The organism is Achromobacter sp. DH1f (genome assembly GCF_000633435.1).
GTDB classification, from domain to species: Bacteria; Pseudomonadota; Gammaproteobacteria; order Burkholderiales; family Burkholderiaceae_B; genus Achromobacter; species Achromobacter deleyi.
This window is the reverse complement of sequence record NZ_AYMF01000019.1, coordinates 1-26220: the sequence shown is the minus strand read 5'-3', so window position 1 is coordinate 26220 and position 26220 is coordinate 1. Positions and strand designations below refer to the sequence as shown.

Sequence of the window (26220 nt, the reverse complement as noted above, 5' to 3'; positions counted from 1 at the left end):
TCGCCGCCGCCTAGACTGGCCCGTCTGTTGAATCGCGATGGGAGTCTTTATGTGGGCAGGAACGATGTACGCCCTGGCGGCTGGCCTGATGTGGGGGCTGGTGTTCGTCGGCCCGCTGCTGCTGCCTGAATACCCCGCCGCCCTGCAATCGGTGGCGCGCTACCTGGCGTTCGGCCTGATCGCGCTGCCGCTGGCGTGGCTGGACCGCAAGGCGCTGCGCCAGCTGACGCGAGCCGACTGGATCGAAGCGCTGAAGCTGGCGGCGATTGGCAACCTGCTCTATTACCTGTGCCTGGCCAGCGCCATCCAGCGCGCCGGCGGCCCGGTGCCCACGATGATCATCGGTACGCTGCCCGTGGTGATCGCCATCTGCGCCAACCTGCGCAATGCGCGGCGCGATGGCCGGCTGCCGTGGAAGCGGCTGGCGCCGTCGCTGGCGCTGATTGCGCTGGGCATCGGCTGCGTCAACCAGGTGGAATTGCAGGCGCTGCGCCAGGAAGCCGACGCGGACCTGTCGCGCTACGCCATCGGCGCCGTGCTGGCGCTGGGCGCAGTGGCCTGCTGGACCTGGTACCCCTTGCGCAATGCCGACTGGCTGCGCGACCACCCCGGCCGCAGCCCGCGCACCTGGGCCACCGCCCAGGGCGTGGCGACGCTGCCGCTGGCGCTGGCCGGCTACGGCCTGCTATGGGGCGGCATGGCCGCCACCGGCAGCGGTTTCGCCATGCCGCTGGGGCCGCGGCCCGAGGTGTTCCTGGGCTTGATGATCATCATCGGGTTGTTCTCGTCATGGCTGGGCACGCTGTGCTGGAACGAAGCCAGCCAGCGCCTGCCCACCGCCCTGGCCGGGCAGTTGATCGTGTTCGAGACGCTGGCGGCGCTGGCCTATGCCTTCATCCTGCGCGGCAGCATGCCGCAGCCGCTGACGCTCGTGGGCATTGCACTGCTGGTGATCGGGGTGCTGCGCGCGGTGCGGGTCAAGCCCGAGGCCGTGCCCGCGGCGGCGTGACGGGGGTGTCGTCACGGCAGTGGCGTAACGGCGTTGACCTCAGGCGACTAAATGATGTCCGTCAGCCGCTGCAAATCATCGATGACCTCGAACGCGCCTTCGTCCAGCAGGCGCTGGCGCTGGTCCGGCCCGTTGTGCGAGGCGCCGACGTAGCCCACCGCCCGCATGCGCGCGGCCCGGGCGGCGCGCACGCCCGGCACGCTGTCTTCGACCACCACGCAGTCCAGGATGGCGGCGCGCATCTGGCGCGCCGCGAACAGAAACACATCGGGCGCGGGCTTGCCGTGCGCCACCTGCGCCGTGCTGAAGACATGGGGCGCGAATTCCTCCCACAGGCCGACCAGCTTGAGCGCGGCTTCCAGCTTGGGCGGGGTGCTGCTGGAGGCCACGCAGTATTCGATGCCGCGCTCGCGCAGCGCGGCCAGGGTTTCGCGCACGCCGGGCAGCGCACGCAGTTCCTGGCGGAAGGTGTCTTGCAGCCGATCGGCGTAGGCGCGCGGAAAGTCTTCGGGCAACACACGCGCGTTTTCGTCTTGCAGCGTCTGCCACATGTCGGCGTCGGGGATGCCGGCAAAACGCCGGGCAGCCTCTTGCGGGGTGATCGCAATGCCGTGTTCGGCCAGCGCGCGCGATTGGGCGCGCGCGGCAATGATTTCGCTATCGATCAGGACACCGTCGCAATCGAAGATGACCAGGCGCGGGGCGGGCAAGGAAGACATGGCGGCTCCAGGGAAGACGAGCTTGCATGATAGGCCTGACGCGTGACAGCTGCACGTGCGTGCGGCGTGGCGCGCGGCCGCCGCCATGATTGCCCTGCCGTTATCGCCCCGAGCTATCGTCCCGCCGCCATGACGCCGTCCGCCCTCTTGCGCCGAGAATTCTGCCTGCGCCTACAGCCCGGCCCCGCCCAGCCGGCGCAATCGCCACGCGATGAACACGCCGCCCAGCGCCGCGGCCACGACGATCAGCGAGGCCTGCGCCCAGCCATAGCGGTCGATCACCCCGCCCACCGTGACCGGGCCGATCACCTGGCCCAGGTTGCTGCCCATCATCACCAGCCCGACGGCCGAGGCCGTCAGCGCCGGCCGCGGCGCCACCAGCGGCGCGGTGCCCAGCAGCGTGGCCGGGATCAGCCCGCCCACCGCCGAAAACAGCACGCACAGGAGAAAGGTGGGCATCGCCGAAAACACCGAGCGGAAGATCAGCAGCGCCACTACGCCCATCGCCGCGCTGGCGCAGGCAATGAGGGTCGACCGCCGCCAGCCGCGCGACAGCAGCACGCCCGCCCCCAGGTTGCCGATGATGTTGGCGGCGCTGGCTGCCGCGCTGTACAGGCCGGCGGTGGCCAGCGGCAGGCCCAGCTTGTCCATCAGCAACACCGGCAGAAAGGTGAACAGCGCAAAGAACATCAGGCTGTAGAGCGTGAACGAGGCGGCCAGCAGCATCGGCCCGGCAGCGCCCAGGGTGTCGGTGGTGTCCTGGCGCAGGCCGGCCCACGACAGGCCTTTGCCGCCCGGCGTGGCCGGCGCCAGCGCGGCCACGCAGGCCAGCGCCACCAGCACCGCGGCCCCGGCGCACCACCAATAGGCATGCCAGTCGCCAAACGCCTGCGAAGCCAGCATGGCCACGGCCATGCCGGTGGGCATGTAGCAGCTCCAGAGCGCAAAGGCCAGGTCGCGGCTGGAGGGCAGCACGATGCGCTGCAAGGCCGCCGGCCCGGCCACCGTGATCAGCAGGAAGCCCAGGCCTTCGACCACGCGCGTGGCCAGCAACACGCCATAGCCCGGCGCCAGCGCGCCCGCCGCCGTGCCCAGCGCGGTGGCAAGCAGGCCGCACAACAGCATGCGGCGCGCGCCGAACCGCGCGATGATGCCGCCCGCCGCAATGCCGCCCAGCACGCCCAGGATCGAGAACACGGCCGTCAGCGTGCCGATGGACGCCAGGTCCAACCCCAGGTCGCGGCGCAAGAGCGGCGCCGCGATGATCACCTTGCCCACCTGCAACGACGCCACGACGCCTGCGCCCACGATCGCCAGCACCGCGCCCCAGCGCGTACCTGCCGGCTGGCCGGCCAGCGCCGTGCCTTCTGCCTTGTCCATCCTTGCCTCTCCTCGCTTGGCGAAGCCGCCAGCATGCCGGGTGGAACCGATTCTGATAAGTGATAATCTTTTGATGAAACCGATCTAAAAAACAGATCGAGCCGCCCGATGATAGACGCCCTGACCCTGGACCAGCTACGCGTGTTTGCCGCCGTCGCCGACACCGGCAGTTTCCGCGCCGCCGCGCGGCAGCTGGCGCGGGTGCAATCGGCCGTCAGCCACGCCATTGCCAACATGGAAGCGCAGTTGGGCGTGCGGCTGTTCGACCGCACCGGCCACCGCCCCGTCATGACGCCCGAAGGCCAGGCCTTGCTGGCCAATGCGCGCGACATTTTGCTGCGCGTGGATGCCATGCGGGCCCGCGCCCAGGGGCTGGGTGAAGGGGTCGAGCTGGAACTGTCGCTGGTGGTGGATACGCTGTATCCCATTGCCCAGGTGGGCGCGGCGCTGAACCGGCTGCGCGCGGTCTATCCGTCGGTGGCCACGCGCGTGGCCGTGCTGCCGCTGGGCGGGCCGATTGCCGCGCTGCTGGCCGGCAGCCACCAATTGGGCATCGTGGCGGGCGAGCATTTCCGCCATCCTCGCATTGCCTTGCAGGCGCTGTCGTCGGTGCAGATGGTGGCGGTGGTGGGCGCCGGCCATGCGCTGGCCGCACACGTGGCCGATGGCAAGCCGCTGGCCGCGCCTGACCTGGCCGACCACGTGCAGGTGGTGCAGACCGATCCCTCCACGCTCAGCGACGGCCGCGACTTCGCCGTGCTGTCGCCGCAGACCTGCCGGGTCAGCGGGCAGGACACCAAGCATGCGTTGATTCTGGCCGGCGTAGGCTGGGGCCGGCTGCCGCTGTGGCTGGTGGAACGCGACCTGGCCGAAGGCCGCCTGCTGCGCCTGCCCACCGGCAGCCTGGGACGCGGCAGCCAGGTGGCGACCGAGGTCTACCTGGCGCACCGGATCGACCAGCCCTTGGGGCCGGCGGCACGCACCCTGGCCGCGGCGCTGGCGGCGGCTTGACCGCGTCGCGCCGCAAGGCCGTTCAGCGCTGGCAGCGCTTCATCAGGTACTTCGGCGATTCCTCGTAGCCCTGGCGGTAATAGAAACGGTGCGCGTCCACGCGCCGCTCGTGGCAATGCACTTCGATGCGGTCGCAGCCGCGCCCCACCGCCAACGATGCCGCCGCCTCTTCCAGCGCCCGGCCCACGCCGCTGCCGCGCGCCGAATCGCTGACGCAGAAATAGGTGATGCGGCAGAAGTCGCCCGGCAAGGCCAGCTGCACCATGAAGTGCAGGCCGATGAATCCCAGCAGCCGGCCGCCGTCCTCGGCCACCAGCAGTTCGGCATCGCGATGGCCCAGCAGGCGCTCGATTTTCTCGGGCACGAACGCCTGCGTGCCGGGGTAGCCCAACTGGGCCAGCAGTTCAACGATGTCGGCGCTGTCGCCGACCTCTGCATTGCGGATGATCATGTTGCCTCGCCGAAAAGCGGGATGCTAGAGCGGCGTCATGTCGGTGCGATGACCGTGCATGGCCCGCGACCGCCGGGCGCGGCCAGGGCTGTCATCGCGCCGCAACATGTCGAACAGCGCCTGGACGGCCGGGGCGTCCCTGGCCTGATCCGACGCGGCCAGCGCGAAGCGCCGCTGCACGGGCGCCGCCAGCGGCAGCACGCGCAGGCCCCGGCGATTCTCGGGCAGCGTCAGTTCGGGCACCAGCGCCACGCCGACGTTGTCGCGCACCAGCGCAAACGCGCTGGACCATTCCATGACCCGGGCGCGCACGTCGGTCAGCGCCAGCCCGGCGTCGGCGGCCACGCTGCCCGCATGCGCCGTGCAGCCCCCGGTGGCCAGCACAAAGGGCTGCGCCGCCAGTTGCGCCAAGGGCACCGACGCGCCCAGCGCCAACGGGTGCGCCGCCGGCAACACCGCCACCCAGTCGTCCGCGCCCAACGGGCAGGCGTCGCGGCGGGCCGGCGGGTTCAGCACCACGCCCACGTCCACCGTACCGGCGGCCAGCAGGTCTTCGACCTCGCTGTCGCTGGCTTCCAGTGCGATCACCTCGATGCCCGGGTGCAATTGGCGAAAACGCCGCAGCACCGGCGGCAGGATGGTCGAGAACACCATCGGAAAACTGGCCAGCCGCAGCACACCGCCGGCCGTGCCCGTGGCCGCGCGCGCCAGCGCCTGGATGCGGCCCAGCGATGCCAGCATGGCGCGGGCTTCCTGCGCCACCCGCAGGCCAAACGCCGTGGGCACGCTTTGGCGGCGTTCGCGCGTGAACAACGGCGCGCCCAGTTGCTGCTCAAGCTGGGCGATGGCCTGGCTGGCGCCGGACTGCGTCATGCCCACCTGGCGCGCGGCATGCGTGATGTTGCCGGCGTCGGCCACCGCCAGCAGCAGGCGCCAATGGATCAGGTTCATCATGGCATCAGCTCAGCTTATATCTAGTTTCTGAAAGATTGATTTTACGGATTTCTACGGCGGCCCCAAGCTGGCGCCTTGAACCCCTTTTCGCGATTGATTCAGGATGCCCGCATGAAGCTGTATTACGCCCCCAATGCCTGCTCGCTGGCGCCGCACATCGTGCTGCGCGAACTGGCCCTGCCCTTTGAATTGGTGCGGGTGAACAACCAGACCAAGCGCATGGTCGACGACGCCGACTTCCTTGCCATCAACCCCAAGGGCTACGTCGCGGCGTTGCAAGTAGACGACGGCCAGGTGCTGACCGAAGGCCCGGCCATCGTGCAGTACCTGGCCGACCTGCGCCCAGAGGCCGGCCTGGCCCCCCCCGCCGGCAGCTGGGCCCGCAGCCGCCTGCAGGAATGGCTGAATTTCATTTCCACCGAAATCCATGGCGGCTTCGGGCCGCTGTTCAACCGCGCCCTGCCCGAGGATGCTCGCACGTGGTGGCAGGCGCGGCTGGAAAAACGGCTGGACTACCTGGCCGCCGCGCTGCGCGGCCGGCAGGCCTTGTTGGACGACCGTTACGGCGTGGCGGACGCCTACCTGTACACGGTGCTGCGGTGGGCAGCCCAATTCGATATCGACCTGGCACGCTGGCCCGGCCTGCCCGAGTACCAGGCCCGCATCGACGCGCGGCCGGCGGTGCAGGCGGCGCTGGCGGCGGAAGCAGCAGATCGCGGGCCGCAGTGATAGCATTTCCGGATGACTTCCATCCTGCACGCCCACCCCATCGATCCGGCCATCCGCGAACGCGTCATGGCCACCCTGGAACACATCGAACAGCGCCACGACGTGCGCGTGCTGCTCGCCTGCGAATCCGGCAGCCGCGGCTGGGGCTTTGCCTCGCCCGACAGCGACTATGACGTGCGCTTTCTGTACGTGCACAAGCTGGATTGGTACTTGCGCGTGTCGCCGCAGCGCGACGTGATCGAGCTGCCGATTGACGACGAACTGGACGTCTCCGGCTGGGAACTGCGCAAGGCGCTGCAACTGCTGCGCGGGTCCAACCCCACGCTGTTCGAGTGGCTGGATTCGCCCGTGCTGTATCGCCAGGACGACGCCACCAGCGATTGGCTGCGGCATTTTCGCAGCGAGTATTTTTCGCAGATGAAGGGCCGCTGGCATTACGTGGCCATGGCCGGGCGCAACTTTCGCGAGTCGCTGCAAGGCGAGACCGTGCGGCTGAAGAAATACCTGTATGTGCTGCGCCCCGTGCTGGCCGCGCAATGGATCGACAGCGGCCGCGGCATTCCGCCCATGCGCTTTGCCGACCTGGCCGACGCCATGGTGACCGACGCGGCGCTGCGCGACGAGATCAACGAATTGCTGGCCATCAAGATGCAGGTCGGCGAGGCCAAGGAAGGCCCGCGCTTTCCGTTGATCCACGCCTACCTGGAAACCACGCTGCAGGCCCTGGAAAAAGCGCCCTTCTTCGACCGGCCCGATGGCCAGACCGAACGGCTGGACCGCTTCCTGTACGAGGTCGTGACGGGGGCGTCGCTGACGTATTGAACGCGGCCGGCGCATACCGGCCCGACGATCGGGATAGGCGACTATCCCGACTTGGCCTGGGCGCCGATGGTGCGCAAGGCCCGCGTGCATAGACGCTGGGTGGCGGCCACCGGGCTTTCCTTGCCCCAGCGCGTGCACACCGCCCTGACCCAGGCCGGCTGGTCCTTGCTGGCATCGTTCAGCCAGTTCGCCACTGAATCCTGCACATACACCGCAGGGTCCGCGCGTAGCGGTTCCAGCAGCGGCAAGGCGCGGCCCGGGTCGGCCTTGAGCGCCGCGATATGGGCGCACCACACACCGCGCGGCCGCAACGACTCGCTGGCGAAGCGGCGCAGCCGCTCTGATGGGTGCGTCGTCCAGGGACGCAACAGCGCAATCGACGAATCCAGCTCGGCCGCCAGCGCCGGCCGCACGGCCAGCCAGGCCCATTCCCGCACGCCGAAATGCGCGTCATCGGCCAACGGCTGAATCCACGCGAGCCGCTGCTTCAGCGACAGGCCCGGCGCCGCGCCCGCCATGAAGCAGGCCCATCCGCGCACGGTGTCCGACGCATGCCCGGCCATCCGCGCGAAGGCGTCGGCGCCCAATTGTGCCAGCAGGATGCTTGCCGCCAGCGCCATGCGCCTGGAAATGCCGGCAGTGGCGGCGGCGCGCATCTGTTCCAGTCTGGCGGCGCCCACATCCGGCGCCACCGCCTGCATCAGCTGCGCAAAGTCCACCGCCAGGCATTCGGTCAGGTGCAGAGCCGGGGCGCCCGCATTCAGTTGTGCGAGGCGCTTGGCATCGATGTCCTTCACGCCGCGGCCAGCAGACTTGCGTGCGGATGCGGCGGTCATCGGGCTTGCTCCAGCAACGCGGCGCGGCCGCTGTCGGTGCCCTGCCAGACCTTGCGCAGCAACGTGCTCAACTGCGCACGGTCCGCCGGCGACAGGCCGTCGAACAACGATCCGATCCATTGCGCGTGCTCCTTGAACAGCTTGGCCGCCGTCGTCTTGCCCTTGGCGGTCAGCCGCGCGGTGATCATGCGCCGATCTTGTTGCCCCGCTTGGCGCTGCACGAAGCCGTCGCGCTCCAGGCCGTCCAGCAGCCCCGTTACCGTGGCCCGCGTCACGCCAGCCCGCGTCGCGAGTTCGTGCGGCGGCAGGCCGCCGGCCTGCCCATGCAGCAGGAACAGCAGCACGAACTTGCCTTCGGACAGCTGCCTGGGCGCCAGGCGCGCGGCGCAGTCGCGGTCAATGGCGCGGGCCAAGGCAAGGACCTGGAAGCAGAGTTCGATGCCATCGCACGAAGGCAGGCCGCGACGCGTGGCCTCGTCCAGCAGGGCGTGGTGCTTGGGTTCCAGCATGGGGCGAACGGGCTGCGGCATGGGCTTGGCTCATGAAATATGGTGGCATATAGTATGGCGGCTAATTATTAATTGGCAAGTGGTCGTCGGCGCGGCCGCTATCATGGCATTCATCCCATTCACGCCCCGCCCCTATGCCCCCACATGCAGACGTCACCCTGCGCCGCCTGCGCGAAGACGACGTGCCGATGATCCTGGCCCTGGAGTCCGACCCCGAGGTCATGCGCCACAGCACCGGCGTGAAACCGGCTACCGACGCGCGGCGCCAGGAATTGCTGGACTGGCTGCAGCAACCGGTGGACGGCATCGGCCACTGGGCCGTGGTGGCGCCGGACGGCGCGGCCGTCGGCTGGATCAGCCTGACCCGCCTGGAAGACACCGGCCGGCTGCAACTGGCCTACCGTCTGCAGCAGGCCGCCTGGGGCCGCGGCTACGCCACCCAGGCCGCGCGCCAGCTGTGCGGCTATGCCTGGCGCACGCTGGACATCACGGCATTGTTTGCCGTCACCTGGCCGGACAACCTGGGTTCGCAGCGCGTGCTGCACAAGCTGGGCTTCGTGTACCAGGCCAATGAAACGCACTACGGCCGCGACACCCGCGTGTACGCCCTGCCCAGGCCTACCGCCGCCGTTCGCTGACCTCGGCATGGCGCCGCGCGATGGCCTGCGCGCGGTCGCGCATGCGTTCGACCACCTGGGCCAGGCGGCCGCCGGCCAGCCGGTCGGCCATGGCGGTCACCGTCACCGCGCCCAGCGGTTCGCGATCGTCTGCCCGAATCGCCAGCGCCACCGCGCTGGTGCCCGGCATCAGCCCGTTGGGCGCGTGAGCAATGCCGCTGGCGCGCGCCTGCTCCACGCGCCGCAGGATGTCGTCAACCGATTCGCCCGCCACCGCCAGGCGCGCGGCGTTGGCCTGCACGATGGCGGCGCTTTCCGTCGCATCCAGGCACGACAGCAGCGCCACGCCCGACACGCCCAGCCCCAGCGGCCGGCGCACGCCCACTTCGATCGACAGCACCTGGATCGGATGATGCCCGGTCTTGCGACCGATGCAGATGGAATCGTGGCCGTGGCGCACGCTCAGGAAGACCGTGTCGCCCACCTGGTCGGCCAGTTCGGCCAGATACGGATCGGCCAGGGTCAAGAGCGGAAAGCGGCGCGTGCGTGCCAGGCCCAACAGGCTGATCTCGCCGCCGATCAGATAACGCCGGGTGGCCGCGTCCTGCTCGACGGCGCCTTCCTGCACCAGCGTCTTGAGCAGGCGGTGCACGGTGGGCCGGTTCAGCCCGGACATGCGCACCAGGTCGATCAGCCGCACGCCCCGCTCTTGCCCACAGGCCACCAACCGCAGGATCGCCATGGCGCGGCGCACGGTCTGCACGCCGGGCAGCGCGTCGTCGGCCTCGTTGCCCGCCGCCGCGCCGTGCGACGTATCGTCATCGTCCACCGTGCCGCGCAGTGCGCCGCCGTCGCCCGTTATGCCACCCGCCCGCGCGTTCATGGCGTGTCCTGGCCCATGACCGACTTGGGCGTCTGGCGCAGCGTGCGCTTGGTGATCAGCGGCCCCAGCCGCGCGTAGTTCGGCCCGCCGATGCGGCAGACGGGGTCGAGCAAGGTGGTGTCGATCTTGCCGTCGCGCGCCAGCCCGTCGCGGATGTGAAACAGCCGTACTTCACCGACGAAGAATTCCGCGCCCGTGTCGCCAAACGGCGTCACGCTGTGCAGCACGCATTCCAGGCTGACGGGCGCCGCGGCCAGGCGCGGGGTGGCGATGGCCTCGCCCGGCAGCACGTCCAGCTGCAGCAGTTCGGCTTCGCTGACTTCGGGCGGATGCTCTTCGGCGCTGGCGTGAATGGCATCGAGCAGATCTGCATTGCCGACGTTCACCACGAAATGGCCGTGCTCAAGCATATTGCGGGCGGTGTCTTTGCGCAGTCCCGCCTTGCGGCCGATGTTCACGCCCAGCATCGGCGGCGTGTTGGACACGAAGGTGTAGCAGCTGAACGGCGCCAGGTTGACCTTGCCGCCCGGCCCCAGCGTGGTGATCCAGGCGATCGGGCGCGGCACCACGATGCCGCTCATGAGCTTGTAGGTTTGTTCGGGGGTGAGTTCCGGGGCGGCGATACGCATCACAAGACGTCCATATATTGAACCTGAAAAGCCGGCCAATACCGCGGCCGACGATAGCTTTGCGCCCATTTTCCCGGGTTTTCCAGGGGTCGGTGAATCCGGACAAACCGCGATTCCCGCAATAAGTCCAACATTCGGACTTTTTCGAATTTTTGGCGTTGTCGCCCGGCGGGCAAGTTTCTAGAGTCTGTCCAAACAACAGAACAACCCAAGGAGACAACCCATGCACCCGCTTGCCAAAGCCTGCGCCGCCCTGGCGCTGACCGCTGTGACGACCCTGGCCCACGCCTGGCCCGACAAACCCGTGAAGATCGTGGTGCCCTACCCGCCCGGCGGCAATGTGGACGTGGCCGCGCGCCTGATCGGGCCGGGCCTGCAGGCGGCGTTCGGCCAGCCGTTCATCGTGGAAAACAAGCCGGGCGCCGGCGGCATGATCGCAGGCGAACAGGTGGCGCGCTCGGCGCCCGACGGCTACACGCTGTTCATGGCGGCCAACGGGCCCTTGCTGTTCAGCCCGCTGATCTTCAAGCGCCAGGCCTACAAGTGGGACCGCGATTTCGAACCCATCAGCTCGGTGTCGTACACGCCGCTGGTGTTGCAGGTGCGGCCCGGCCTGCCGGTCAAGACCCTGGGCGACCTGCTGGCGCTGGCCAAACAGGAACCGGGCAAGTTGAACATGGCCTCGCCGGGCGCCGGCACCACCAACCACCTGGTGAGCGAACTGCTGCAATCGTTGACCGGCGCGCGCTGGACCACGGCGCAATACAAGGGCAACGCCCCCGCCACCACCGACCTGTTGGGCGGCCAGGTGGACTTCAACTTCGACCAGATCTCGGTATCGCTGCCCTACATCAAGGAGGGCCGCACGCGCGGCCTGGCCGTGACCACGGCGCAGCGCGTGCCGTCGCTGCCCGACGTGCCCACCTTTGCCGAAGCCGGCGTGCCCGGCATGGAAGCCGCCACCTTCACCGGCCTGCTCGCGCCCAAGGGCACGCCGCCCGAGGTGCTGGCGCAACTGAGCCAGGCGCTGGACAAGATCCTGCGCCAGCCCGACATCATCCAGCGCTTCCAGGAACTGGGCGCCGATGCCCAGGCCAGTTCGCCCGCCGATTTCACCCGCTACCTGGCCGCGGAAGACGCGCGCTGGACGCCCATCATCGAACGCGCCGGCATCACCGCCAACTAGGTTGCGCAAGGCGCCTGGTGGCGCCGATCGACCCTGCCCGCTCCCGACTCCCTTCCCTGGCCACACACCATGACACGACAAAGCATCTACGCCGAAGGCTTCAGCCACAAGAACCCCATTCCCGCCGCCTGCCGCGTCGGCAACCTGCTGTATTCCGGCAGCATCCAGGGCACGGACCCCGCCACGGGTGCCTACGGCGACACGCTGGAGCGCCAGTGCGAGCTGATGTTCGACCACATCCGCCGCATCGTTCAAGCGGGCGGCGGGTCGCTCGGCCAGATCGCCAAGATGACCGTCTGGATGCGCGACCGCAGCCAGCGCGCGGCGCTCAACGCCGTGTGGCTGCGCGTCTTTCCCGACCCGGCCGATCGCCCCGCCCGCCACACCATGCAGGCGGACCTGGACGGCGACAAGCTCATCGAATGCGACTTCGTCGCGGTGCTGGGCTAGGGCCTGACAACACCAAGGACCAACATGCCGCAATACCTGCCCTTTCACCCCCACCCCACCGCGCCGGCCAAGGCCTTGCCGCCGAAAGCCTGCGACAGCCAGTTCCACGTGTTCGGGCCCGTCGACCGCTACCCGGTGCGCCCCGGCGCGGCCTATGAAATGCCCAGCGCTACCATCGACACCGCGCTGCGCCTGCACCGCCTGCTGGGCATCGAGCGCGGCGTCATCGTGCAGGCCACCACCTACGGCGCCGACCACCAGGTGGTGCTGGACGGCCTGGCCACGGCCGGCCCCGGCTACCGCGGCTGCGCCAATGCGCTGGTGCTGGCCGAACGCGACGACGCCTACATCGCCCGGCTGCACGACGCGGGCGTGCGCGGCGCGCGCTTCACCCGCCAGGGCCTGGGCATCAGCATGGACCCGGCCACGTTCCAGCGCGCCATCGACCGCATCCGCGAACTGGGCTGGTACGCCAAATTCCAGCCCGAACCCGACGGCATGACGGCGCAGGCGGCGCAGTTCGAAGCGCTGGACATTCCGGTGCTGATCGACCACATGGGCCGCGCCGACCCCACCGCCGGGGCCGACGACCCCACGCGCCGCAAGCTGGTCGAGTTGCTGGGCCGGGGCAACTTCTGGGTGATGCTGTCACTGACCGAAAAGCTGTCGCGATCCGGCCCGCCCTGGGACGACGTGGTGCCGCTGGCCCATGCGCTGATCGCCGCCAACCCCGACCGCGTCGTCTGGGGCAGCGACTGGCCCCACCCCGTGTCCGTCAAGCAGCCGCCCGACGAGGGCCGCCTGGTGGATCAGCTGCACCGCTACGCGGGCGATGCCGCCACGCTCAAGAAAATCCTGGTCGACAACCCGGCCCGCCTTTTTGGATTCGACGCATGAAACTCCTGTCCTTTGAACACCAGGGCCGCCCCGGCTTCGGCCTGCTGCGCGGCGACGCGGTCGTCGACCTGAGCCAGCAAGGCTATGTCGACCTGCATGCCGTGCTGGCGGCCGGCGCCCTGCCGCGCCTGGCCGAGCTGGCCGCAGGCCTGGACGCCACGCTGCCGCTGGCGGCCCTGACGCTGCGCCCGCCCATTGCCGCGCCCGGCAAGATCATCTGCGTGGGCGTCAACTACGGCAACCGCAACGAAGAATACAAAGACGGCAGCGCGCCGCCGCAATACCCCAGCGTGTTCCCGCGCTTTCCCGAGTCGTTCGTGGGCCACGGCCAGCCGCTGCTGCGGCCGCCGGAATCCGAACAACTGGACTACGAAGGCGAAATCGCCCTGGTCATCGGCAAGACCGGCCGCCGCATCGCCGCGGCCGACGCCTGGTCGCACGTGGCCGGCCTGACCTGCCTGAACGAAGGCACGATCCGCGACTGGCTGCGCCACGGCAAGTTCAACGTCACCCAAGGCAAGAACTGGGACGCCAGCGGGTCCATGGGTCCGTGGCTCGTCACCGCCGACGAGTTCGACCCCCGCGCGCCGCTGACCGTCACCACCCGCGTCAACGGCGAGATTCGCCAGCACGACACCACCGCCAACCTGATGTTCCCGTTCGATGAACTGATCCGCTACATCTCCACCTGGACCACCCTGCAACCCGGCGACGTCATTTCCACCGGCACGCCGATCGGCGCGGGCGTGCGCTTCACGCCGCCCCGTTTCCTGAAACCCGGTGACGTGGTCGAGGTGGAAGTCTCGGGCATCGGCACGCTATCCAACCCCGTGGCCGACGAAGCGGCCGCGCGCTCCTGAGGTAAGCCCCATGTTGAACGAAGCCTCCCGCCAACGCGCCGCCGACCTGCTGATCGAGGCCGAACGCACCGGCGTGCCCACCACCCAGCTGGACCAGGCCTTTCCCGGCATCGAGATCGACGACGCCTACGCCATCCAGCAACGCATCATTGCCGCCAAGCTGGCGGCCGGCGCGCGGCTGCGCGGCCACAAGATCGGCCTGACGTCCAAGGCCATGCAAAGCACCGTCGGCATCAACGAACCCGACTACGGCCATTTGCTGGACACCATGTTCTTCCAGGATGGCGACACCATCGCCACCGATACACTCATCGTGCCGCGCGTGGAAGTCGAGCTTGCCTTCGTGCTGGGCAAGCCGCTCAAAGGCCCGGACGTGACGCTGTTCGACGTGCTGGACGCGACCGACTACGTGGTGCCGGCGCTGGAACTGATCGACGGGCGCAGCAAGTACCCGCGCCGCATCGTCGACAACATCGCCGACAACGCCGCCTGCGCCGGCATCATCCTGGGCGGCCGCCCCGTACGGCCGCTGGACGTGGACCTGCGCTGGGTCGGCGCGCTGCTCCTGAAGAACGGCGTCATCGAAGAGTCGGGCGTGTCCGCCGCCGTGCTGGGACATCCGGCCATGGGCATCGTCTGGCTGGCCAACAAACTCGCGCAGCACGATACCGGCCTGCAAGCCGGCCACGTCGTGCTGGCCGGCTCGTTCACCCGCACCGTCGCGGTCGCCAAGGGCGACACCATCCACGCCGACTACGGTCCGCTGGGCAGCATCTCGGTGCATTTCTCGTAAGGAACCGGCCGTGCAACTTCCCCTCAACACATTCAAGCGGGCCCTGCGCGAACAACGCCACCAGACCGGCCTGTGGGTCACGCTGGCCAACCCCAACAGCGCCGAACTCGTGGCCGGGTCGGGCTTTGACTGGCTGCTGCTGGATACCGAGCATTCACCCGCCCTGCTGCCCACGGTGATGGCGCAGTTGCAGGCGGTGGCCGCCTACCCCTGCCATCCCGTCGTACGCCCGACCTGGAACGACAACCTGCAGATCAAGCGCTACCTGGACATCGGCGCGCAGACCCTGCTGCTGCCCTACGTGCAGAATGCCGCCGAAGCCGAACACGCCGTGGCCGGCATGCGCTATGCGCCGCGCGGCGTACGCGGTGTGGGCGGCACCGTGCGCGCCACTCGCTATGGCCGCGTCGCCGACTACATGCAGCGCTGCGAAGACGAACTGTGCCTGCTGATCCAGGCCGAAACCGGCGAAGCGCTGGAACAGCTGGACGCCATGGTGGCCGTCGACGGCGTGGACGGCGTCTTCATCGGCCCGGCCGACCTGGCCGCCAGCCTGGGCTACCCCGGCGAACCCGGCCACCCCAAGGTGGTGGCCGCGGTCGAATCGGCCATCGCCCGCATTCGAAAGGCGGGCAAGGCGCCCGGCGTGCTGACCGTGGACGAAACGCTGGCGCGGCGCTACATGGCCGCGGGCAGCCTGTTCACGGCGGTGGGGGTCGACGCGGCCTTGCTGGCCAGGCAGTGCGATCAGTTGGCGCAGCGGTTCAACGCGGCCGCGTAGCAGCGCAAGACGGGAGCCTGGCCGCGCGGGGCGGCACGGCCAGGCGCTTGCCCCCTGGAACGCGCGCCTGACCGCGCTGCCGGGCACGGGCAAGCCGCCGCGCTTGCGGGTACGCTATCGGTTTTCTCACTTGCCGAGCCTTCGCATGTCCGACAACGCCCAAGCCTTTGATGCCGCCACCTATATCGCCCAGAGCCTGGAAGGCCTGCGCGCCGCCACCGCCGCGCACTGCGGCACCTGGCACCTGGACGAAGCCGAGCAATGGTCCGTGGACATGGACAGCGGCCTGATCGTGTTCCAGCTGCCCGGCGGCATGATCGCCCGCGCGCCGGTGCAGATCGTCGGCACCACCAACAGCGCCGACGGCTCCTTCCTGTGGGGCTGGGACCACCCGTCCGTGCCCGCCGAACTGGCCGAACACGCACAACTGGCGCAGGCCTTCGGCCAGGCCCACGGCCTGCCCGCCTACACCACCCGCCAGGTGGCCTGCGAAGACGAACAGGCCTGGGAATTCACCGCCGTTGCCATGCGCCTGGGCGAAGCCAGCGGCGCGTATCGCGCACAGGCGTCGGACACGGCGTATGTGTGGATGACGTTCGGGCAAGTCACGTTGTCGAAGGCGGAAGCCTAAGCCGGCTTTTCCGGCCGCACGCCGGTATACGCCGCGCGCGGCCGGATCACATTCTGGCTGCCGCGCTGCTCCAGCCCATGCGCCAGCCAGCCGATCGAACGGCCCAGCGCGAACAGGCCGAATGCCGCGCCCACCGGCAGCCCCAAATGACGGCGCACCGCCACCAGCGCGAAGTCCAACGACGGACGCTGCCCCACCAAGCCGAACGCCTGATCGATGAACGACTGCCACGCCGCGCGCTGCGGCGGGATGCGGCCCAGCATGGCGATCGCGCGCGGATCGCCGCCCGGGTAGAGATGGTGGCCGAAACCCGGCAGGTCTTCGCCGCGCGCCAGGCGTTCGCGCAAGGTCGCGCCCGCGTCGCCGCCGCGATCCCGCTCGTCCCATAGCGCTTCCACGCGTGCCGTGGTGCCGCCATGGCGCCCACCCGTCAGCGCCGCCAGGCCGCCGACGATGCCTGCTCGCAGGCTGGCGCCGGTGGACGCGATGCAGCGCGCCGTGAAACTCGACGCGTTCAATTCGTGGTCTGCGCTGAGCACCAGCGCCATCCGGACCAGATCCGCACCGGCGGCATCCAGCCCCCAGGCGCGGGCGCACTGCTCATGAATCGGCGAGGTATCGGGCGGCGCCTGCAACAGGCACGCGGCCAGCATGCGCACCAGATCGCCGCACCCCTGCGCCTGGCGCGCCGCGGCGCCTTGCCACAACGCGGTCGCATCGTCGTCGCTGGCCGCGGTGAACAGCGGCAGCAGCGAGCTTTCCGCACGCTGCCCGCGATGCTGCGCGAGCAAGCCGGCCAGCCCGTCGGGCCACGGCAGCGCGGGCCCGCCGAACGCGGTGCGCGCCTCGCACTGCCACAGATGCGCCGCCACGGCCTCCACCGAATCCGACTCGGCCAGCGTCACCGCATTGACGCCGCGGTAGTACATCTGCCCGTCCTCGATCAGCGTGATGGCCGATTCCAGTACCGGCAGCCCCCAGCTCAGCGTCGCCTTGGCAACTTCCTTGGGTTTGCGGCCCCGCGTGCGCTGCGCGGCCAGCCGTTCGACGTCGTCGGCCAGATAGCGGCTTTCGCGGTGGCTGTCGCCCGCTTCGGCATGCAGCAGACCGCGGCTGACATAGGCGTACAGCGTCTGGCGCGACACGCCCAGGCGGGCGGCGGCTTCGGAAGAAGACAGGTAGTTGGGCATGGCGCGCAGAGGGGAACGAAAGGTCACAAAGTCACAAGCGGCGGGGCAACCCGGCAGTCGGTCTGCAGACAGCCCGCTCGATAAGTTGATTAATTTAATCAATATTGACAATTAAAACCAGAAGAATAGGCTGTCGACATTGCTTGATGAACCAGGAAACGCCATGTCCGCCCCCCACCACGATCCGATCTCGCCGCCCCCCGCCTTCACCGATTACCTGCGCCAGTTCTGGCTCGCCGCGGGTGGCGACGCCGCCCGCTTGCCCGGTGTCAGCGTGACCGGCCACGGCGCGCTGCCGTCTGCCTTTGCCGTCACCGACTTCGCCACCGCCGCCATCGGCGCCGCCGGCCTGGCGCTGGCGGAATTCACCGCTGCCGGGTCTGGCGACCTGGCGCCCGTGCAGGTCGACCGGCGCCTGGCATCCCTGTGGTTCGGCACCACCCTGCGTCCCGTCGGCTGGACGTCCCCGCCGCTCTGGGATGCGGTGGCGGGCGACTATCTGGCGTCCGACGGCTGGATACGGCTGCACACCAACGCCCCCCATCATCGCGACGCCGCCCTGGCCGTGCTGGGTGTCGCGGCCGAGCGCGCCGCCGTTGCACAGGCCGTGGCCCGCTGGCGCGCCGACGACCTGGAAGCGGCTGTGGTCGAACGCAACGGTTGCGCCGCCGCCATGCGCAGCCTGGACGCCTGGGCGGCCCACCCCCAGGGCCGCAGCGTGGCCGCCGAACCGCTACTGCACCGGGCGACCGGCGGTCAAGCCGCCCGCCCCGTCTGGCAGATTCCCCGCCAGCGCCCGCTGCAAGGCATCCGCGTGCTGGACCTGACCCGCATCCTGGCCGGCCCCGTCGCCACGCGCTTTCTGGCGGGCTTTGGCGCCGACGTGCTGCGCATCGACCCCATCGGCTGGGAAGAACCCGGCACCGTGCCCGAAGTGGTGCTGGGCAAGCGCTGCGCGCGGCTCAACCTGAAAGATCCCGCCGACCGCGCCGTGCTCGAACAATTGCTGGGCCAGGCCGATGTGATGATCCACGGCTACCGCCCCGACGCCCTGGCGCGCCTGGGGCTGGACGCCGACCGCCGCCGCGCCCTCCACCCCGCCCTGGTGGATGTGTCGCTGGACGCCTACGGCTGGACGGGCCCCTGGCATGGCCGCCGCGGCTTCGACAGCCTGGTGCAGATGAGTACCGGCATTGCCGATGCCGGCATGCGCGCGGCGGGCAGCGACCGCCCTGTGCCGCTGCCCTGCCAGGCCATCGACCACGCCACCGGCTACCTGATGGCCACGGCGGCGCTGCGCGGCCTGACCGAACGCTACGCGAGCGGCGTGGGCAGCAGCGCCCGAGCCTCGTTGGCACGGACCGCACGGGTGCTGGTGGCGCATGCGGGCGCATTGCAGGGCGGACCGGCCTTGGCGCCCGAATCGCCGCAGGACCTGACGGCGGCCATCGAAGAAACCTCGTGGGGCCCGGTGCGGCGCGTCAACGCACCGCTGCGGGTGGGCGACATCCCGCAAGCGTGGGATTACCCCGCCAGCGCGTTGGGGTCGAGCCAGGCGAGCTGGCGGTGACTGCAGGGATGGGCAAGTCGTGGGGCGCAGCCGCCATGAACGGCGCGCGCTTTGCGTTCATGCCTTCGGGTGCGGCGCAAGCTGTGCAACAGATTCTGCGTACTCTGGAAACGCCGCGGCCAACGCCGCCGCGTCCGCCAGTTCGAATTCAGAAAACTCGAAACCCGGCGCGACCGTGCAGCCCACCAGCGCGAGGTGCTCAGGCGCCGCACAGCGCGCACCAAACCAGCATCCCGCTGGCACGACGGCCTGGAACACGCAGCCCGGATGGGTAAGCGGGTTACCCAGCCGGTGGACCGTCAACCCCTCGCCCTCGCTGAGCACCCACACCTCGAGCGGATCGCCCGCGTAGAAATGCCAGATTTCGTCCGAGCCGATCCTGTGCCACGAGGAATACGCCCCATCACACAACAAGTAATAGATCGCCGTTGATGCGGACCGCGATGCCCCATCTGCCGCCCGCAAGATCGAATCGGCCGCACGATAGGTTTCACGAAAATAGCCCCCTTCGGGGTGTGGCTGCAGGTCAAACTGCGCAATCAGGTCAGCGGCAGAAATTGGCATGGCATGTGAAATCAATGAAGGGATGAATTGGCTCGGCAACAGGCCGATCTGCGCTGATTACGTCTGAACGCTCGACGGGCAGGACGGTATCTTATTCTCCAGAGGTGTCGTGCGTAAGTACGGCGCCCGCCTAATCGATGGATGACCAATCCAGGTCCTCGGCATTCACCCATGCGACCTTGCGGGATTTTTCCAATGGATTCGTGAAAAAGTCATCCAGCACGGCAAAGGCCAACGTCGGCGGCAGGCAAGAACCCAAAGGAAGATAGAGATCGGTGTCCGCATCCACGATGTCCTGCATTGCCTCGGCTTGCCCCACGCTGTACCAGCACGATCCCGCCTTGGCATTGGGCACGTTGTAGTCATAGCGCAGAGAGATTCCCTTACCGAAATAATCCACGACGAAAAGCACCACCCAGCCGCCCTCGAATCGACAACTGAACCGGGCTTCATACCCATCCGCCTCCCAATCTGTTCTACGGTACGCCAGGAAGTACTTCGCATAGTCGGCAAGATTGGCCTCGGCGGTGTCGGGCAGGCCCGGGAATACAGCGGTGATTTTCATTTGATCATCTTCCCTCATGTCCATCGCGTGTCTCACCCAGCGATGCGCCCATCCGGCGAACGCCGGTGTCGAAAACGTAGTCTGACACTTTAATTTCCAAATTTCTTCCGTACCAATTGGGCAGAGCCAAACCCTTAGAGATCACGTCATGAAGGTCTTCTTCGGACGCAATTCTTGAGCCATCGATAACCAGCTCCATCGCTGTTGCCCCTAATTTTCCAACGTCCAATAGGAATCATCAGAGGGTCTCGGCAATAACGTAGTCTGACACCTTATCTCACGTTTTTACACAGCCATCTTCAGGCCAAAAACGTAGTCTGACGCCATATTTTCATGAGGAATGTTTATCTGGATTTATATAAATATACCTATTTGTCATGTCGATATTCATGTCTTTAACTAAATCAATAATATGACGATATTCAAGTTTTGTTATCAGAATATCACTATCAGCAATGAAATCACATAAAGTTTCAAGCGCCAACACACTTTCAGAATGATCGATGTATTCAAGCGCGTAACTAACCAACGCAGGATCCAACCTATCGGTCAGTTGTTCGCCTAGAAATCTAATTCGGTCATTTATTTTCATATTTACCCTTATGGCCTTACCAATTTCAACGGTGGTATGGGACTATTATCAGGAAAGGCTGTTATCACCTTCCCATTTGCAGGTTCATATACAACCCGTATCCGAACCTCATCTCGGACCTCCCATGCAACCCAACGAGCGGGCTCACCGGCTTTCGTATACAGCCCACCAGTACCCTTCTGGGCATACCAAACTGTATTTGGCGCTGTCGCAATATCACCAATTTCGTGAACGATTTTATCTGCCGACCAACCCTGAGGGAAAACTGTCTTTCCTGGCTGTCCTGGCCACATATGGCCACCACTTCCAGGCTTATCACCGTGCAAAATATGCTGCTTAGCTTCAGGAGAAAGAATATCGGCATAACTTTTTCCAGTCGATTTTTCGCCGTCTTTAGCCGAAGCCTTCGCCCCCTCGGACTCCGATTGTATTGGCCGCCCTCCGGGTGAACCACCGCCGTTTCCTCCAGCAACCGGCTTCCTATTAGAGCCGACAGCGCCCACTGCCGCTGCCGCCCCTGCCACACCCGCCTTCCCTATTTCATCCCACGCAAGCTGCTTGGCCTGATCGCCGCCCAGCAAAAGGTAATTCTTGATCGCAGCATTGCGATCAACATCCAGCAGCAACGACGCGGACATCTTTAGAAGTGACCACTCCTCCAGTTCGGAAGCGCTCAGCCCGCCCTCCATGCGCAGCTTTTCTTCCAAATTCGCAATTCGGCTGCCGTACTCCCCAAGCCGCGCTGCTGCTGCTTCTATTTCTGCCTTACAAACGTCCACGCTCGCGCACTGGGCCAACGCCTTTCGATTCTCAGCGTCGATCTCCTGGTACTTTTTCGCGACGCGCCGCTCGCATACTGTTTCGGATTTGCATGCCGCCTTTTCTTCAATTCGCGCTTGATGTTCCTGCACGCTCAAGGCGTTGTTTTCCGTCTCATTGATCGCCGCAAAAACTGCCTCGGCACCAGACACCTCAGACGCTTGCGCGATTCCCGCTACCAGCGAGCCGATCAAGTTGCGACGCACCTCCCTCTCTTCCGGGGTCATCTTTGATGCGTCGCCACCCAGCAGCGCATTGAGCACAGGCCCAGAACCCGCACCCAGTGCTCCCGCACCGCAATCGCTGCCTTTTCCTGCTGCTCCCGCGCACCCGACGATCGCGTGCATTGCGGCGCGAGCAGCTTCCGCCTGCGGCCCGTCTCCTAGTGCAGAGACGATCTCCTTTACCTGGGACGCCGCCAGCCCTTGCAAATAGTTGACCGCGACAGCCTGTAGCGCGTCACTGGCCGCACCGGTCACATTGCCGCTCACAGCCCCGATGATCGCGGTCAGCCAACGACGGCTTTCTCCGCCCGGCGCCCACGTCTTCGCATCCTCAAAGGCCCGTTGCAATTGATCTCGACGCGGTCCTTCGGGCTCATTCTTCAGCGCGTCTTCCAGCGCCTTGGCTTCCTTCGCCCGAGTCGTCAGAAACTGCCCCACCTGCCGTTGAGACTCCAACACAATCTCGAACCCCGCCTCGATCTTCTCCTTGTCAAAGATCGGCTTGAGCGCGTTCAACGTATCGGACGACGTGTCTCGGTTGAGCGAGGCGATCGTCTCGGCTGCCGTCATTCCCGACAGATTCTGCTGGGCGACCTCATCGCGGATCACGACAGTGCCGCCGCTGATCGCGCTATACGTGGTCGAGCTGTCTCGACCGCTGGCGGCGGCCACCCCCGGGGTTCCCATTCCCAGCCCGCCCGATGTCTGCGACACGTGCGTGCCCGGCTGCGCCTTCGAGCCACTGGCCACGTTGCCTTTGGCGTCCGTGCCAAGGCCGCCCTCTTTACCGCCCGAGCCGCTCCAGCCGTATCCCCCACTGATCCCGACCTGGCTCGCCTTGTAACTGGCGCTGTTCTTCAGGTTCTCGGTCACCAGCGTGCCCGTCGCCAGCACGTTCAGCCCGTCGGCCACGGCCTTGTCGCTGCTGGCGATGAGCCCCCCGATCAGCGTTGTGTTGTTCTTGACATCGATGATGAAGCCGCCATCTCCGGCCTTCAGGCCAGCCTGTTCCGAGGCCGACTTGAAGTTGCTCTTCATCTGGCCCTGAGACACGTTGGCCGATATGCTGCTGGTGCAATAGCCGTAGCAAAGACTGCCTGCGAAGCCCGCACTTTGCTGTTTGGACGCGTAGGTGCTTATGTCCTGCAAGGTCTCGATGCGCAGGTTGTTGCCGACCGACGCCACGATCTGATTAGCCTGACCGATGGCGCCTATCAGCGACGTGTCGCCACCCGACTGCAGGCCAAGCACGTTGCCCGCCGTCACGGTGCTGCTGGTCCAGCTGGTGTCCTTGCCATCGGCCTTGCCGCGCGCAGCGCTGGCCGCGATATTCAGCGTGAAACCCACCCCCTGCGAGCCCACCGTCACACCGACGCCGATGCTGGCGTTGGTGCTCTGGTTCGTGCTGTGCTGCTCGAAGGTGTTCTGAGCGGCGCGCAGAACAATGTCGCCGTCCGCCTTGATGGCCGCGTTATTGCCGGCCGACAGGCTCGATCCTGTCACCATCACGTTGGATGCCTGGCCGCCGCCTTGCGCGATAACCGTCAGATCCCGGCCAGCAGCCACGGTGGACCCACGAACCGACGCGGATTCACGCTTTGTGGTGCTTTGGCTCTTGCTCGATCCCAGGTCGATATTGATGTTCAGGCCGCCCGCCGTGCCGGGGTTGGCCTGGATCGCGTCATAGGCATTGACGCCAGCCAATCCGGTCGTGGCCAGCGCTAGCCCCTGCATGACCTTGTTGTCGGTCTTGCCCGCCGCGTCGCCCATCTTGCTGGCGGTCTGCATCGCACTCAAGAGTGGCGTACTCGCGTTGATGCTCAACCCGCTCTGCTTGACCTCGTGGAACTCCTTCTCGCGGGCGGTATCGATCGCGGCCGTGATATTCACGTCACGGCCCATCATCGTCACATCGCCCTCGCGTGCCAGCACATTGCTGCCGACGACATTGAGCGACTTTCCGGCGTTGATGAGCGCATTGCCCTGGACGCTGCCCACCGTGCTCGCGGTATGCAGCACCTTGTCGCCTTCGAGAATGTCGGTCTGTTGGCGTGATCCATAGCTCAAGCCGCCCGTCGCCCCTAAGCCAGACTTCTTGATTTTCTCGTACTGGTACTCCTCGGATGTGTTCTGCGCCGCCAAGATATTGACGTTGCGGTCGGCCGACATGACGAGGTCGTTCTGGGCCGCCACATTGGAGCCGACGACGTTTAGGTCGCGGCCGGCCATCATCACCGTGGTGTCACCGGTGAAGGTCGAGGAAGCCGACGTCGTCCAGTCCGTTTCTGTCTTGCGGTGTTCGCTCTTGCTCGAGAGGAACCCGCGCTTCTTGTAGTAGGTCTCGTTGTACGCGTAATTGCTGTTGGTGCCGGCGGCCACGGTGATATCGCGCCCGGCGCCCACGGCCAATTGTTTGTCGGAGGTGACCTCGGCCGCGCGGGCGTTGACGTCCTGGCCCGCCATCAGCGTCAGGTTTCCGTCCGCGACGATGCGCGAGCCGACCTCGGTGGCTGAACGCATTGCCGACCGGTTCTTCGAGCCGTAGTTGTACGACTCCGCGTACGCCTCCTGGACGGTGGTCAGATTGATGTTGTTGCCTGCCTTGATGCGCGCGTCGCCACTTGCGAAGATGCCGGCGGCCTGGGCATTGATGTCGCGGCCAGCCTGCACGTTCAGGTCACCGGCATCGACGCGGGCCACGCCATCGACACGCGTGCTGCTCACCCCGCCACTGGCGTTCGATTGCGTGCTGGCTTGCAGATTGATATCGCGCCCCGCACTCAGGGCGACCTTGTCGCCCTTGAGCAACCCGGCAATGTTGTCGATGTCGTTGCGGGCGTTCAGGTTGACGGTCTTGCCCTGCATCGAACCTACGGTGTTGCGCACGTTCTGAGCGTCGACGATCAACGCATTGCGTGCGCCGATGGTGCCGCTGTTGGCGACGTCACCGGTGGTGCTGATCTGCGTGTCACGGCCGGCGATCAACGTCCCGTCGCCACGCAAATCGCCTGGCTTGACGGCCAGGTAGACCTGCGGCGTCAGTACCTTTTGTTGGGTGCCATCGGGCAGCGTGACAGTCTGTTCCACCAGCCAGACGATGTCGCCCGTCAGTTGGCGCATCTGCTCTTGCGTCAACGCGGTGCCCACGGTCAGGCCGAACTTGGCGGCGAAGTCCGCGCCTGCGGTGAGCAGCGCCTTGTACTGGGTTTCGTTGTCGGTGTAGTCGCCCACGAAGCGCTGGCCGCTGGCCAGCATGACTTGCTCGGCAACGAGTTTCTGTTCGTAGAAGCCGTCGCCCAGACGCTTGAGGATCACGCCAGGATCTTGATTGAACTTCTGCAGCAGGAAGTCGCTGGAAAGCGGTTGACGCTGTCCCAGGAACTTGCTGTCGGTAGCGATCAGGTACGGCGCGTTGGGCGCCTGCATGACCCGATACAACGCGCTGGTCGGGATGACCGGCGGCAGCGTCGGCACGCGGATCACAAACTTGCCGGGGGTGCCGATTTCAATCAACTGCGCAGGTTGAAGCGGGCCGGTCACATTGCTGCCCCCCGGCTTCTGGTTGCCGGTGGCAGGCAGCGCAGTATTGCCATCGGAACTCGCGATGGCCAGATCAATGCGCTCGGGCGCTACGACATCTTTGTAGTCAGACCAGCGTTCGTCACGGCCGCCGCCCTTGGCTACGGTCCGGACTTCGGAACCTGTCCGCTCGATTGAACGGAGACCTTCGGCGCCCAGGTTGTTGATCGCAGGCCCCACCGCCGACAAGGTGCCGCCCGCAACGATGCGGCTCTTGTCATTGGTCACCGTGCCGGTGAACTTGGCCGCGCCGCCCACGATGATCCTGGCGGGATCTGTCGAAATCGTACGGCTTTCCATGACGACTTCTTCCACCTTGTAGTAGAAGAAGTTCTTGACCAGCCGGCTATTGAAATCCGCGTTGAAGGCGTAGATCTTGCCTTCCAGTTCCTTATGGCGAGCTTCGTTGGTCGCCAAGGCCTGGTCGCGTTCCGGCGTCGAGACCTGGCAGGTTTGGTTGATGTTGCACTTGACCTCGACCATGGGCGGCACGGGGACGGGTTCAGCCACGCCGAACACGCGCCACACGCCGTCGCCCGCCTTGTAGCGGGGGCCGCCCTTCTCGTAGTTGCAAGCATCCCCACCCGGACCGCACACGTAGGGGTCCGGCAGATAGGCCGGCGGAATCGGCGCGTCTCGGCCCTCTTTGCCCCTTACGCCCTGAACGTAGTCGATCGGCGGACCGTAGCGAGACTCGGGATACTTGTCGGACGGCAGCAGCAGGCGGCGCTCGGAATCATCATCCAGGAATGTCACCGGGTCTTTGCCGCAGGCCGTGGTGACGGAATCACACAGCCACAATTTGGAACCGTCCAAGAACTCCGTGGCGTTCTCTAATCGGTAGTAGAGCTTGGGACCGCGGCTGGTTTCGACCGTTTGGCTGGCGAAGTGCAGGTTGTGATTCTGGATGCTGGCCGCCGCGATATCCGCGTTGCGTTCGGCTTCGATTGTGGCCGATTCATTGACCAGC

At 66.8% G+C, this 26220-nt stretch carries 27 protein-coding genes; 13 read left to right on the top strand and 14 right to left on the bottom strand.

Annotation, left to right across the window (positions count from 1 at the left end; all coding sequences use genetic code 11):
* The first annotated feature begins 49 nt into the window (after positions 1 to 49).
* Positions 50 to 1009, top strand: coding sequence for a DMT family transporter (locus U858_RS0116845; protein WP_025138321.1), 960 nt, complete (start codon positions 50 to 52; stop codon positions 1007 to 1009).
* Positions 1010 to 1056: 47 nt separating this feature from the next.
* Here the strand turns inward: U858_RS0116845 and U858_RS0116840 are convergent, their stop codons facing one another.
* Positions 1057 to 1728 carry an HAD family phosphatase gene (locus tag U858_RS0116840; RefSeq protein ID WP_025138320.1) on the bottom strand — a complete coding sequence of 224 codons (672 nt, stop codon included), beginning with the start codon at positions 1726 to 1728 and terminating at the stop codon, positions 1057 to 1059.
* 171 nt (positions 1729 to 1899) lie between these two features.
* Positions 1900 to 3108 carry an MFS transporter gene (locus tag U858_RS0116835; RefSeq protein ID WP_025138319.1) on the bottom strand — a complete coding sequence of 403 codons (1209 nt, stop codon included), beginning with the start codon at positions 3106 to 3108 and terminating at the stop codon, positions 1900 to 1902.
* A 108-nt stretch (positions 3109 to 3216) separates the two neighbouring features.
* On the opposite strand from U858_RS0116835, the gene U858_RS0116830 reads away from it, so the two are divergent.
* Positions 3217 to 4119 carry a LysR family transcriptional regulator gene (locus U858_RS0116830; protein WP_025138318.1) on the top strand — a complete coding sequence of 301 codons (903 nt, stop codon included), beginning with the start codon at positions 3217 to 3219 and terminating at the stop codon, positions 4117 to 4119.
* Positions 4120 to 4141: 22 nt separating this feature from the next.
* Here the strand turns inward: U858_RS0116830 and U858_RS0116825 are convergent, their stop codons facing one another.
* Together U858_RS0116825 and U858_RS0116820 are read right to left on the bottom strand one after the other, a co-directional pair.
* Entirely contained in the window at positions 4142 to 4570 is a 429-nt protein-coding gene (locus U858_RS0116825; protein WP_025138317.1) for a GNAT family N-acetyltransferase, read from the bottom strand.
* Positions 4571 to 4594: 24 nt separating this feature from the next.
* Positions 4595 to 5524, bottom strand: a complete 930-nt coding sequence (locus tag U858_RS0116820) for a LysR family transcriptional regulator (RefSeq protein WP_025138316.1) — start codon at positions 5522 to 5524, stop codon at positions 4595 to 4597.
* A 111-nt stretch (positions 5525 to 5635) separates the two neighbouring features.
* Between U858_RS0116820 and gstA the strand changes: the two genes are divergently transcribed.
* Together gstA and U858_RS0116810 are read left to right on the top strand one after the other, a co-directional pair.
* A complete protein-coding gene (gene gstA, locus U858_RS0116815; protein ID WP_025138315.1) occupies positions 5636 to 6253 on the top strand; it encodes a glutathione transferase GstA in 618 nt (205 codons plus the stop codon).
* A gap of 12 nt (positions 6254 to 6265) precedes the next feature.
* The gene (locus tag U858_RS0116810; RefSeq protein ID WP_025138314.1) at positions 6266 to 7075 is read left to right on the top strand and encodes a nucleotidyltransferase domain-containing protein; all 810 of its coding nucleotides are present in this window, start codon (positions 6266 to 6268) and stop codon (positions 7073 to 7075) included.
* A gap of 41 nt (positions 7076 to 7116) precedes the next feature.
* Here the strand turns inward: U858_RS0116810 and U858_RS0116805 are convergent, their stop codons facing one another.
* Entirely contained in the window at positions 7117 to 7911 is a 795-nt protein-coding gene (locus U858_RS0116805) for a DNA alkylation repair protein (protein WP_025138313.1), read from the bottom strand.
* The gene (locus U858_RS0116800; RefSeq protein ID WP_025138312.1) at positions 7908 to 8441 is read right to left on the bottom strand and encodes a MarR family winged helix-turn-helix transcriptional regulator; all 534 of its coding nucleotides are present in this window, start codon (positions 8439 to 8441) and stop codon (positions 7908 to 7910) included. The genes U858_RS0116805 and U858_RS0116800 overlap by 4 nt, the downstream gene beginning before the upstream one ends.
* 113 nt (positions 8442 to 8554) lie before the next feature.
* Between U858_RS0116800 and U858_RS0116795 the strand changes: the two genes are divergently transcribed.
* Entirely contained in the window at positions 8555 to 9058 is a 504-nt protein-coding gene (locus U858_RS0116795; RefSeq protein WP_025138311.1) for a GNAT family N-acetyltransferase, read from the top strand.
* On the opposite strand, the gene U858_RS0116790 is transcribed toward U858_RS0116795, so the two are convergent.
* Positions 9039 to 9920 (bottom strand): IclR family transcriptional regulator, encoded by an 882-nt coding sequence (locus U858_RS0116790; protein WP_025138310.1) that lies wholly within the window; start codon positions 9918 to 9920, stop codon positions 9039 to 9041. The two genes, U858_RS0116795 and U858_RS0116790, sit on opposite strands and share 20 nt — an antisense overlap.
* Positions 9917 to 10549, bottom strand: a complete 633-nt coding sequence (locus U858_RS0116785; RefSeq protein WP_025138309.1) for a flavin reductase family protein — start codon at positions 10547 to 10549, stop codon at positions 9917 to 9919. Before U858_RS0116785 ends, U858_RS0116790 begins: the two co-directional genes overlap by 4 nt.
* Positions 10550 to 10772: 223 nt before the next feature.
* Between U858_RS0116785 and U858_RS0116780 the strand changes: the two genes are divergently transcribed.
* The 7 genes from U858_RS0116780 (at position 10773) to U858_RS0116750 (ending at position 16147) form a co-directional block, all read left to right on the top strand.
* On the top strand, positions 10773 to 11735 hold the full coding sequence (locus U858_RS0116780) for a tripartite tricarboxylate transporter substrate binding protein (RefSeq protein WP_025138308.1): 963 nt from the start codon (positions 10773 to 10775) through the stop codon (positions 11733 to 11735).
* 69 nt (positions 11736 to 11804) lie between these two features.
* On the top strand, positions 11805 to 12185 hold the full coding sequence (locus tag U858_RS0116775; RefSeq protein ID WP_025138307.1) for a RidA family protein: 381 nt from the start codon (positions 11805 to 11807) through the stop codon (positions 12183 to 12185).
* A 24-nt stretch (positions 12186 to 12209) separates the two neighbouring features.
* Entirely contained in the window at positions 12210 to 13082 is an 873-nt protein-coding gene (locus U858_RS0116770; RefSeq protein WP_025138306.1) for an amidohydrolase, read from the top strand.
* Positions 13079 to 13942 (top strand): fumarylacetoacetate hydrolase family protein, encoded by an 864-nt coding sequence (locus tag U858_RS0116765; protein ID WP_025138305.1) that lies wholly within the window; start codon positions 13079 to 13081, stop codon positions 13940 to 13942. The genes U858_RS0116770 and U858_RS0116765 overlap by 4 nt, the downstream gene beginning before the upstream one ends.
* A 10-nt stretch (positions 13943 to 13952) precedes the next feature.
* A complete protein-coding gene (gene hpaH, locus U858_RS0116760; protein ID WP_025138304.1) occupies positions 13953 to 14735 on the top strand; it encodes a 2-oxo-hept-4-ene-1,7-dioate hydratase in 783 nt (260 codons plus the stop codon).
* 10 nt (positions 14736 to 14745) lie between these two features.
* On the top strand, positions 14746 to 15516 hold the full coding sequence (locus tag U858_RS0116755) for an aldolase/citrate lyase family protein (RefSeq protein WP_025138303.1): 771 nt from the start codon (positions 14746 to 14748) through the stop codon (positions 15514 to 15516).
* Between the two features lie 145 nt (positions 15517 to 15661).
* On the top strand, positions 15662 to 16147 hold the full coding sequence (locus U858_RS0116750; protein ID WP_025138302.1) for a DUF6882 domain-containing protein: 486 nt from the start codon (positions 15662 to 15664) through the stop codon (positions 16145 to 16147).
* Here the strand turns inward: U858_RS0116750 and U858_RS0116745 are convergent.
* On the bottom strand, positions 16144 to 17337 hold the full coding sequence (locus U858_RS0116745) for a citrate synthase family protein (protein WP_025138301.1): 1194 nt from the start codon (positions 17335 to 17337) through the stop codon (positions 16144 to 16146). The two genes, U858_RS0116750 and U858_RS0116745, sit on opposite strands and share 4 nt — an antisense overlap.
* Positions 17338 to 17500: 163 nt before the next feature.
* Between U858_RS0116745 and U858_RS0116740 the strand changes: the two genes are divergently transcribed.
* Positions 17501 to 18907: a CoA transferase gene (locus U858_RS0116740; protein WP_025138300.1), complete on the top strand. Its 1407-nt coding sequence runs from the start codon at positions 17501 to 17503 to the stop codon at positions 18905 to 18907.
* 57 nt (positions 18908 to 18964) lie between these two features.
* Here U858_RS0116740 and U858_RS0116735 read toward each other — a convergent pair whose 3' ends face one another.
* The 5 genes from U858_RS0116735 to U858_RS36445 form a co-directional block, all read right to left on the bottom strand.
* Positions 18965 to 19471, bottom strand: coding sequence for a cupin domain-containing protein (locus U858_RS0116735; protein ID WP_025138299.1), 507 nt, complete (start codon positions 19469 to 19471; stop codon positions 18965 to 18967).
* A gap of 130 nt (positions 19472 to 19601) precedes the next feature.
* Positions 19602 to 20036, bottom strand: coding sequence for a hypothetical protein (locus U858_RS0116730; protein WP_025138298.1), 435 nt, complete (start codon positions 20034 to 20036; stop codon positions 19602 to 19604).
* 4 nt (positions 20037 to 20040) lie between these two features.
* On the bottom strand, positions 20041 to 20235 hold the full coding sequence (locus U858_RS36500) for a barstar family protein (RefSeq protein ID WP_081821636.1): 195 nt from the start codon (positions 20233 to 20235) through the stop codon (positions 20041 to 20043).
* A gap of 132 nt (positions 20236 to 20367) precedes the next feature.
* The gene (locus tag U858_RS34855; protein ID WP_081821635.1) at positions 20368 to 20628 is read right to left on the bottom strand and encodes a MafI family immunity protein; all 261 of its coding nucleotides are present in this window, start codon (positions 20626 to 20628) and stop codon (positions 20368 to 20370) included.
* Between the two features lie 8 nt (positions 20629 to 20636).
* Positions 20637 to 26066, bottom strand: coding sequence for a hemagglutinin repeat-containing protein (locus U858_RS36445; RefSeq protein WP_304413269.1), 5430 nt, complete (start codon positions 26064 to 26066; stop codon positions 20637 to 20639).
* Positions 26067 to 26220 lie beyond the last annotated feature (154 nt).

Bases quoted from the DNA above. Each gene is read 5' to 3' on its own strand.
- U858_RS0116845 (WP_025138321.1), top strand. From the start codon at position 50: ATGTGGGCAGGAACGATGTACGCCCTGGCGGCTGGCCTGATGTGGGGG.
- U858_RS0116840 (WP_025138320.1), bottom strand. From the start codon at position 1,728: ATGTCTTCCTTGCCCGCCCCGCGCCTGGTCATCTTCGATTGCGACGGT.
- U858_RS0116835 (WP_025138319.1), bottom strand. From the start codon at position 3,108: ATGGACAAGGCAGAAGGCACGGCGCTGGCCGGCCAGCCGGCAGGTACG.
- U858_RS0116830 (WP_025138318.1), top strand. From the start codon at position 3,217: ATGATAGACGCCCTGACCCTGGACCAGCTACGCGTGTTTGCCGCCGTC.
- U858_RS0116825 (WP_025138317.1), bottom strand. From the start codon at position 4,570: ATGATCATCCGCAATGCAGAGGTCGGCGACAGCGCCGACATCGTTGAA.
- U858_RS0116820 (WP_025138316.1), bottom strand. From the start codon at position 5,524: ATGATGAACCTGATCCATTGGCGCCTGCTGCTGGCGGTGGCCGACGCC.
- gstA (WP_025138315.1), top strand. From the start codon at position 5,636: ATGAAGCTGTATTACGCCCCCAATGCCTGCTCGCTGGCGCCGCACATC.
- U858_RS0116810 (WP_025138314.1), top strand. From the start codon at position 6,266: ATGACTTCCATCCTGCACGCCCACCCCATCGATCCGGCCATCCGCGAA.
- U858_RS0116805 (WP_025138313.1), bottom strand. From the start codon at position 7,911: ATGACCGCCGCATCCGCACGCAAGTCTGCTGGCCGCGGCGTGAAGGAC.
- U858_RS0116800 (WP_025138312.1), bottom strand. From the start codon at position 8,441: ATGCCGCAGCCCGTTCGCCCCATGCTGGAACCCAAGCACCACGCCCTG.
- U858_RS0116795 (WP_025138311.1), top strand. From the start codon at position 8,555: ATGCCCCCACATGCAGACGTCACCCTGCGCCGCCTGCGCGAAGACGAC.
- U858_RS0116790 (WP_025138310.1), bottom strand. From the start codon at position 9,920: ATGAACGCGCGGGCGGGTGGCATAACGGGCGACGGCGGCGCACTGCGC.
- U858_RS0116785 (WP_025138309.1), bottom strand. From the start codon at position 10,549: ATGCGTATCGCCGCCCCGGAACTCACCCCCGAACAAACCTACAAGCTC.
- U858_RS0116780 (WP_025138308.1), top strand. From the start codon at position 10,773: ATGCACCCGCTTGCCAAAGCCTGCGCCGCCCTGGCGCTGACCGCTGTG.
- U858_RS0116775 (WP_025138307.1), top strand. From the start codon at position 11,805: ATGACACGACAAAGCATCTACGCCGAAGGCTTCAGCCACAAGAACCCC.
- U858_RS0116770 (WP_025138306.1), top strand. From the start codon at position 12,210: ATGCCGCAATACCTGCCCTTTCACCCCCACCCCACCGCGCCGGCCAAG.
- U858_RS0116765 (WP_025138305.1), top strand. From the start codon at position 13,079: ATGAAACTCCTGTCCTTTGAACACCAGGGCCGCCCCGGCTTCGGCCTG.
- hpaH (WP_025138304.1), top strand. From the start codon at position 13,953: ATGTTGAACGAAGCCTCCCGCCAACGCGCCGCCGACCTGCTGATCGAG.
- U858_RS0116750 (WP_025138302.1), top strand. From the start codon at position 15,662: ATGTCCGACAACGCCCAAGCCTTTGATGCCGCCACCTATATCGCCCAG.
- U858_RS0116745 (WP_025138301.1), bottom strand. From the start codon at position 17,337: ATGCCCAACTACCTGTCTTCTTCCGAAGCCGCCGCCCGCCTGGGCGTG.
- U858_RS0116740 (WP_025138300.1), top strand. From the start codon at position 17,501: ATGTCCGCCCCCCACCACGATCCGATCTCGCCGCCCCCCGCCTTCACC.
- U858_RS0116735 (WP_025138299.1), bottom strand. From the start codon at position 19,471: ATGCCAATTTCTGCCGCTGACCTGATTGCGCAGTTTGACCTGCAGCCA.
- U858_RS0116730 (WP_025138298.1), bottom strand. From the start codon at position 20,036: ATGAAAATCACCGCTGTATTCCCGGGCCTGCCCGACACCGCCGAGGCC.
- U858_RS36500 (WP_081821636.1), bottom strand. From the start codon at position 20,235: ATGGAGCTGGTTATCGATGGCTCAAGAATTGCGTCCGAAGAAGACCTT.
- U858_RS34855 (WP_081821635.1), bottom strand. From the start codon at position 20,628: ATGAAAATAAATGACCGAATTAGATTTCTAGGCGAACAACTGACCGAT.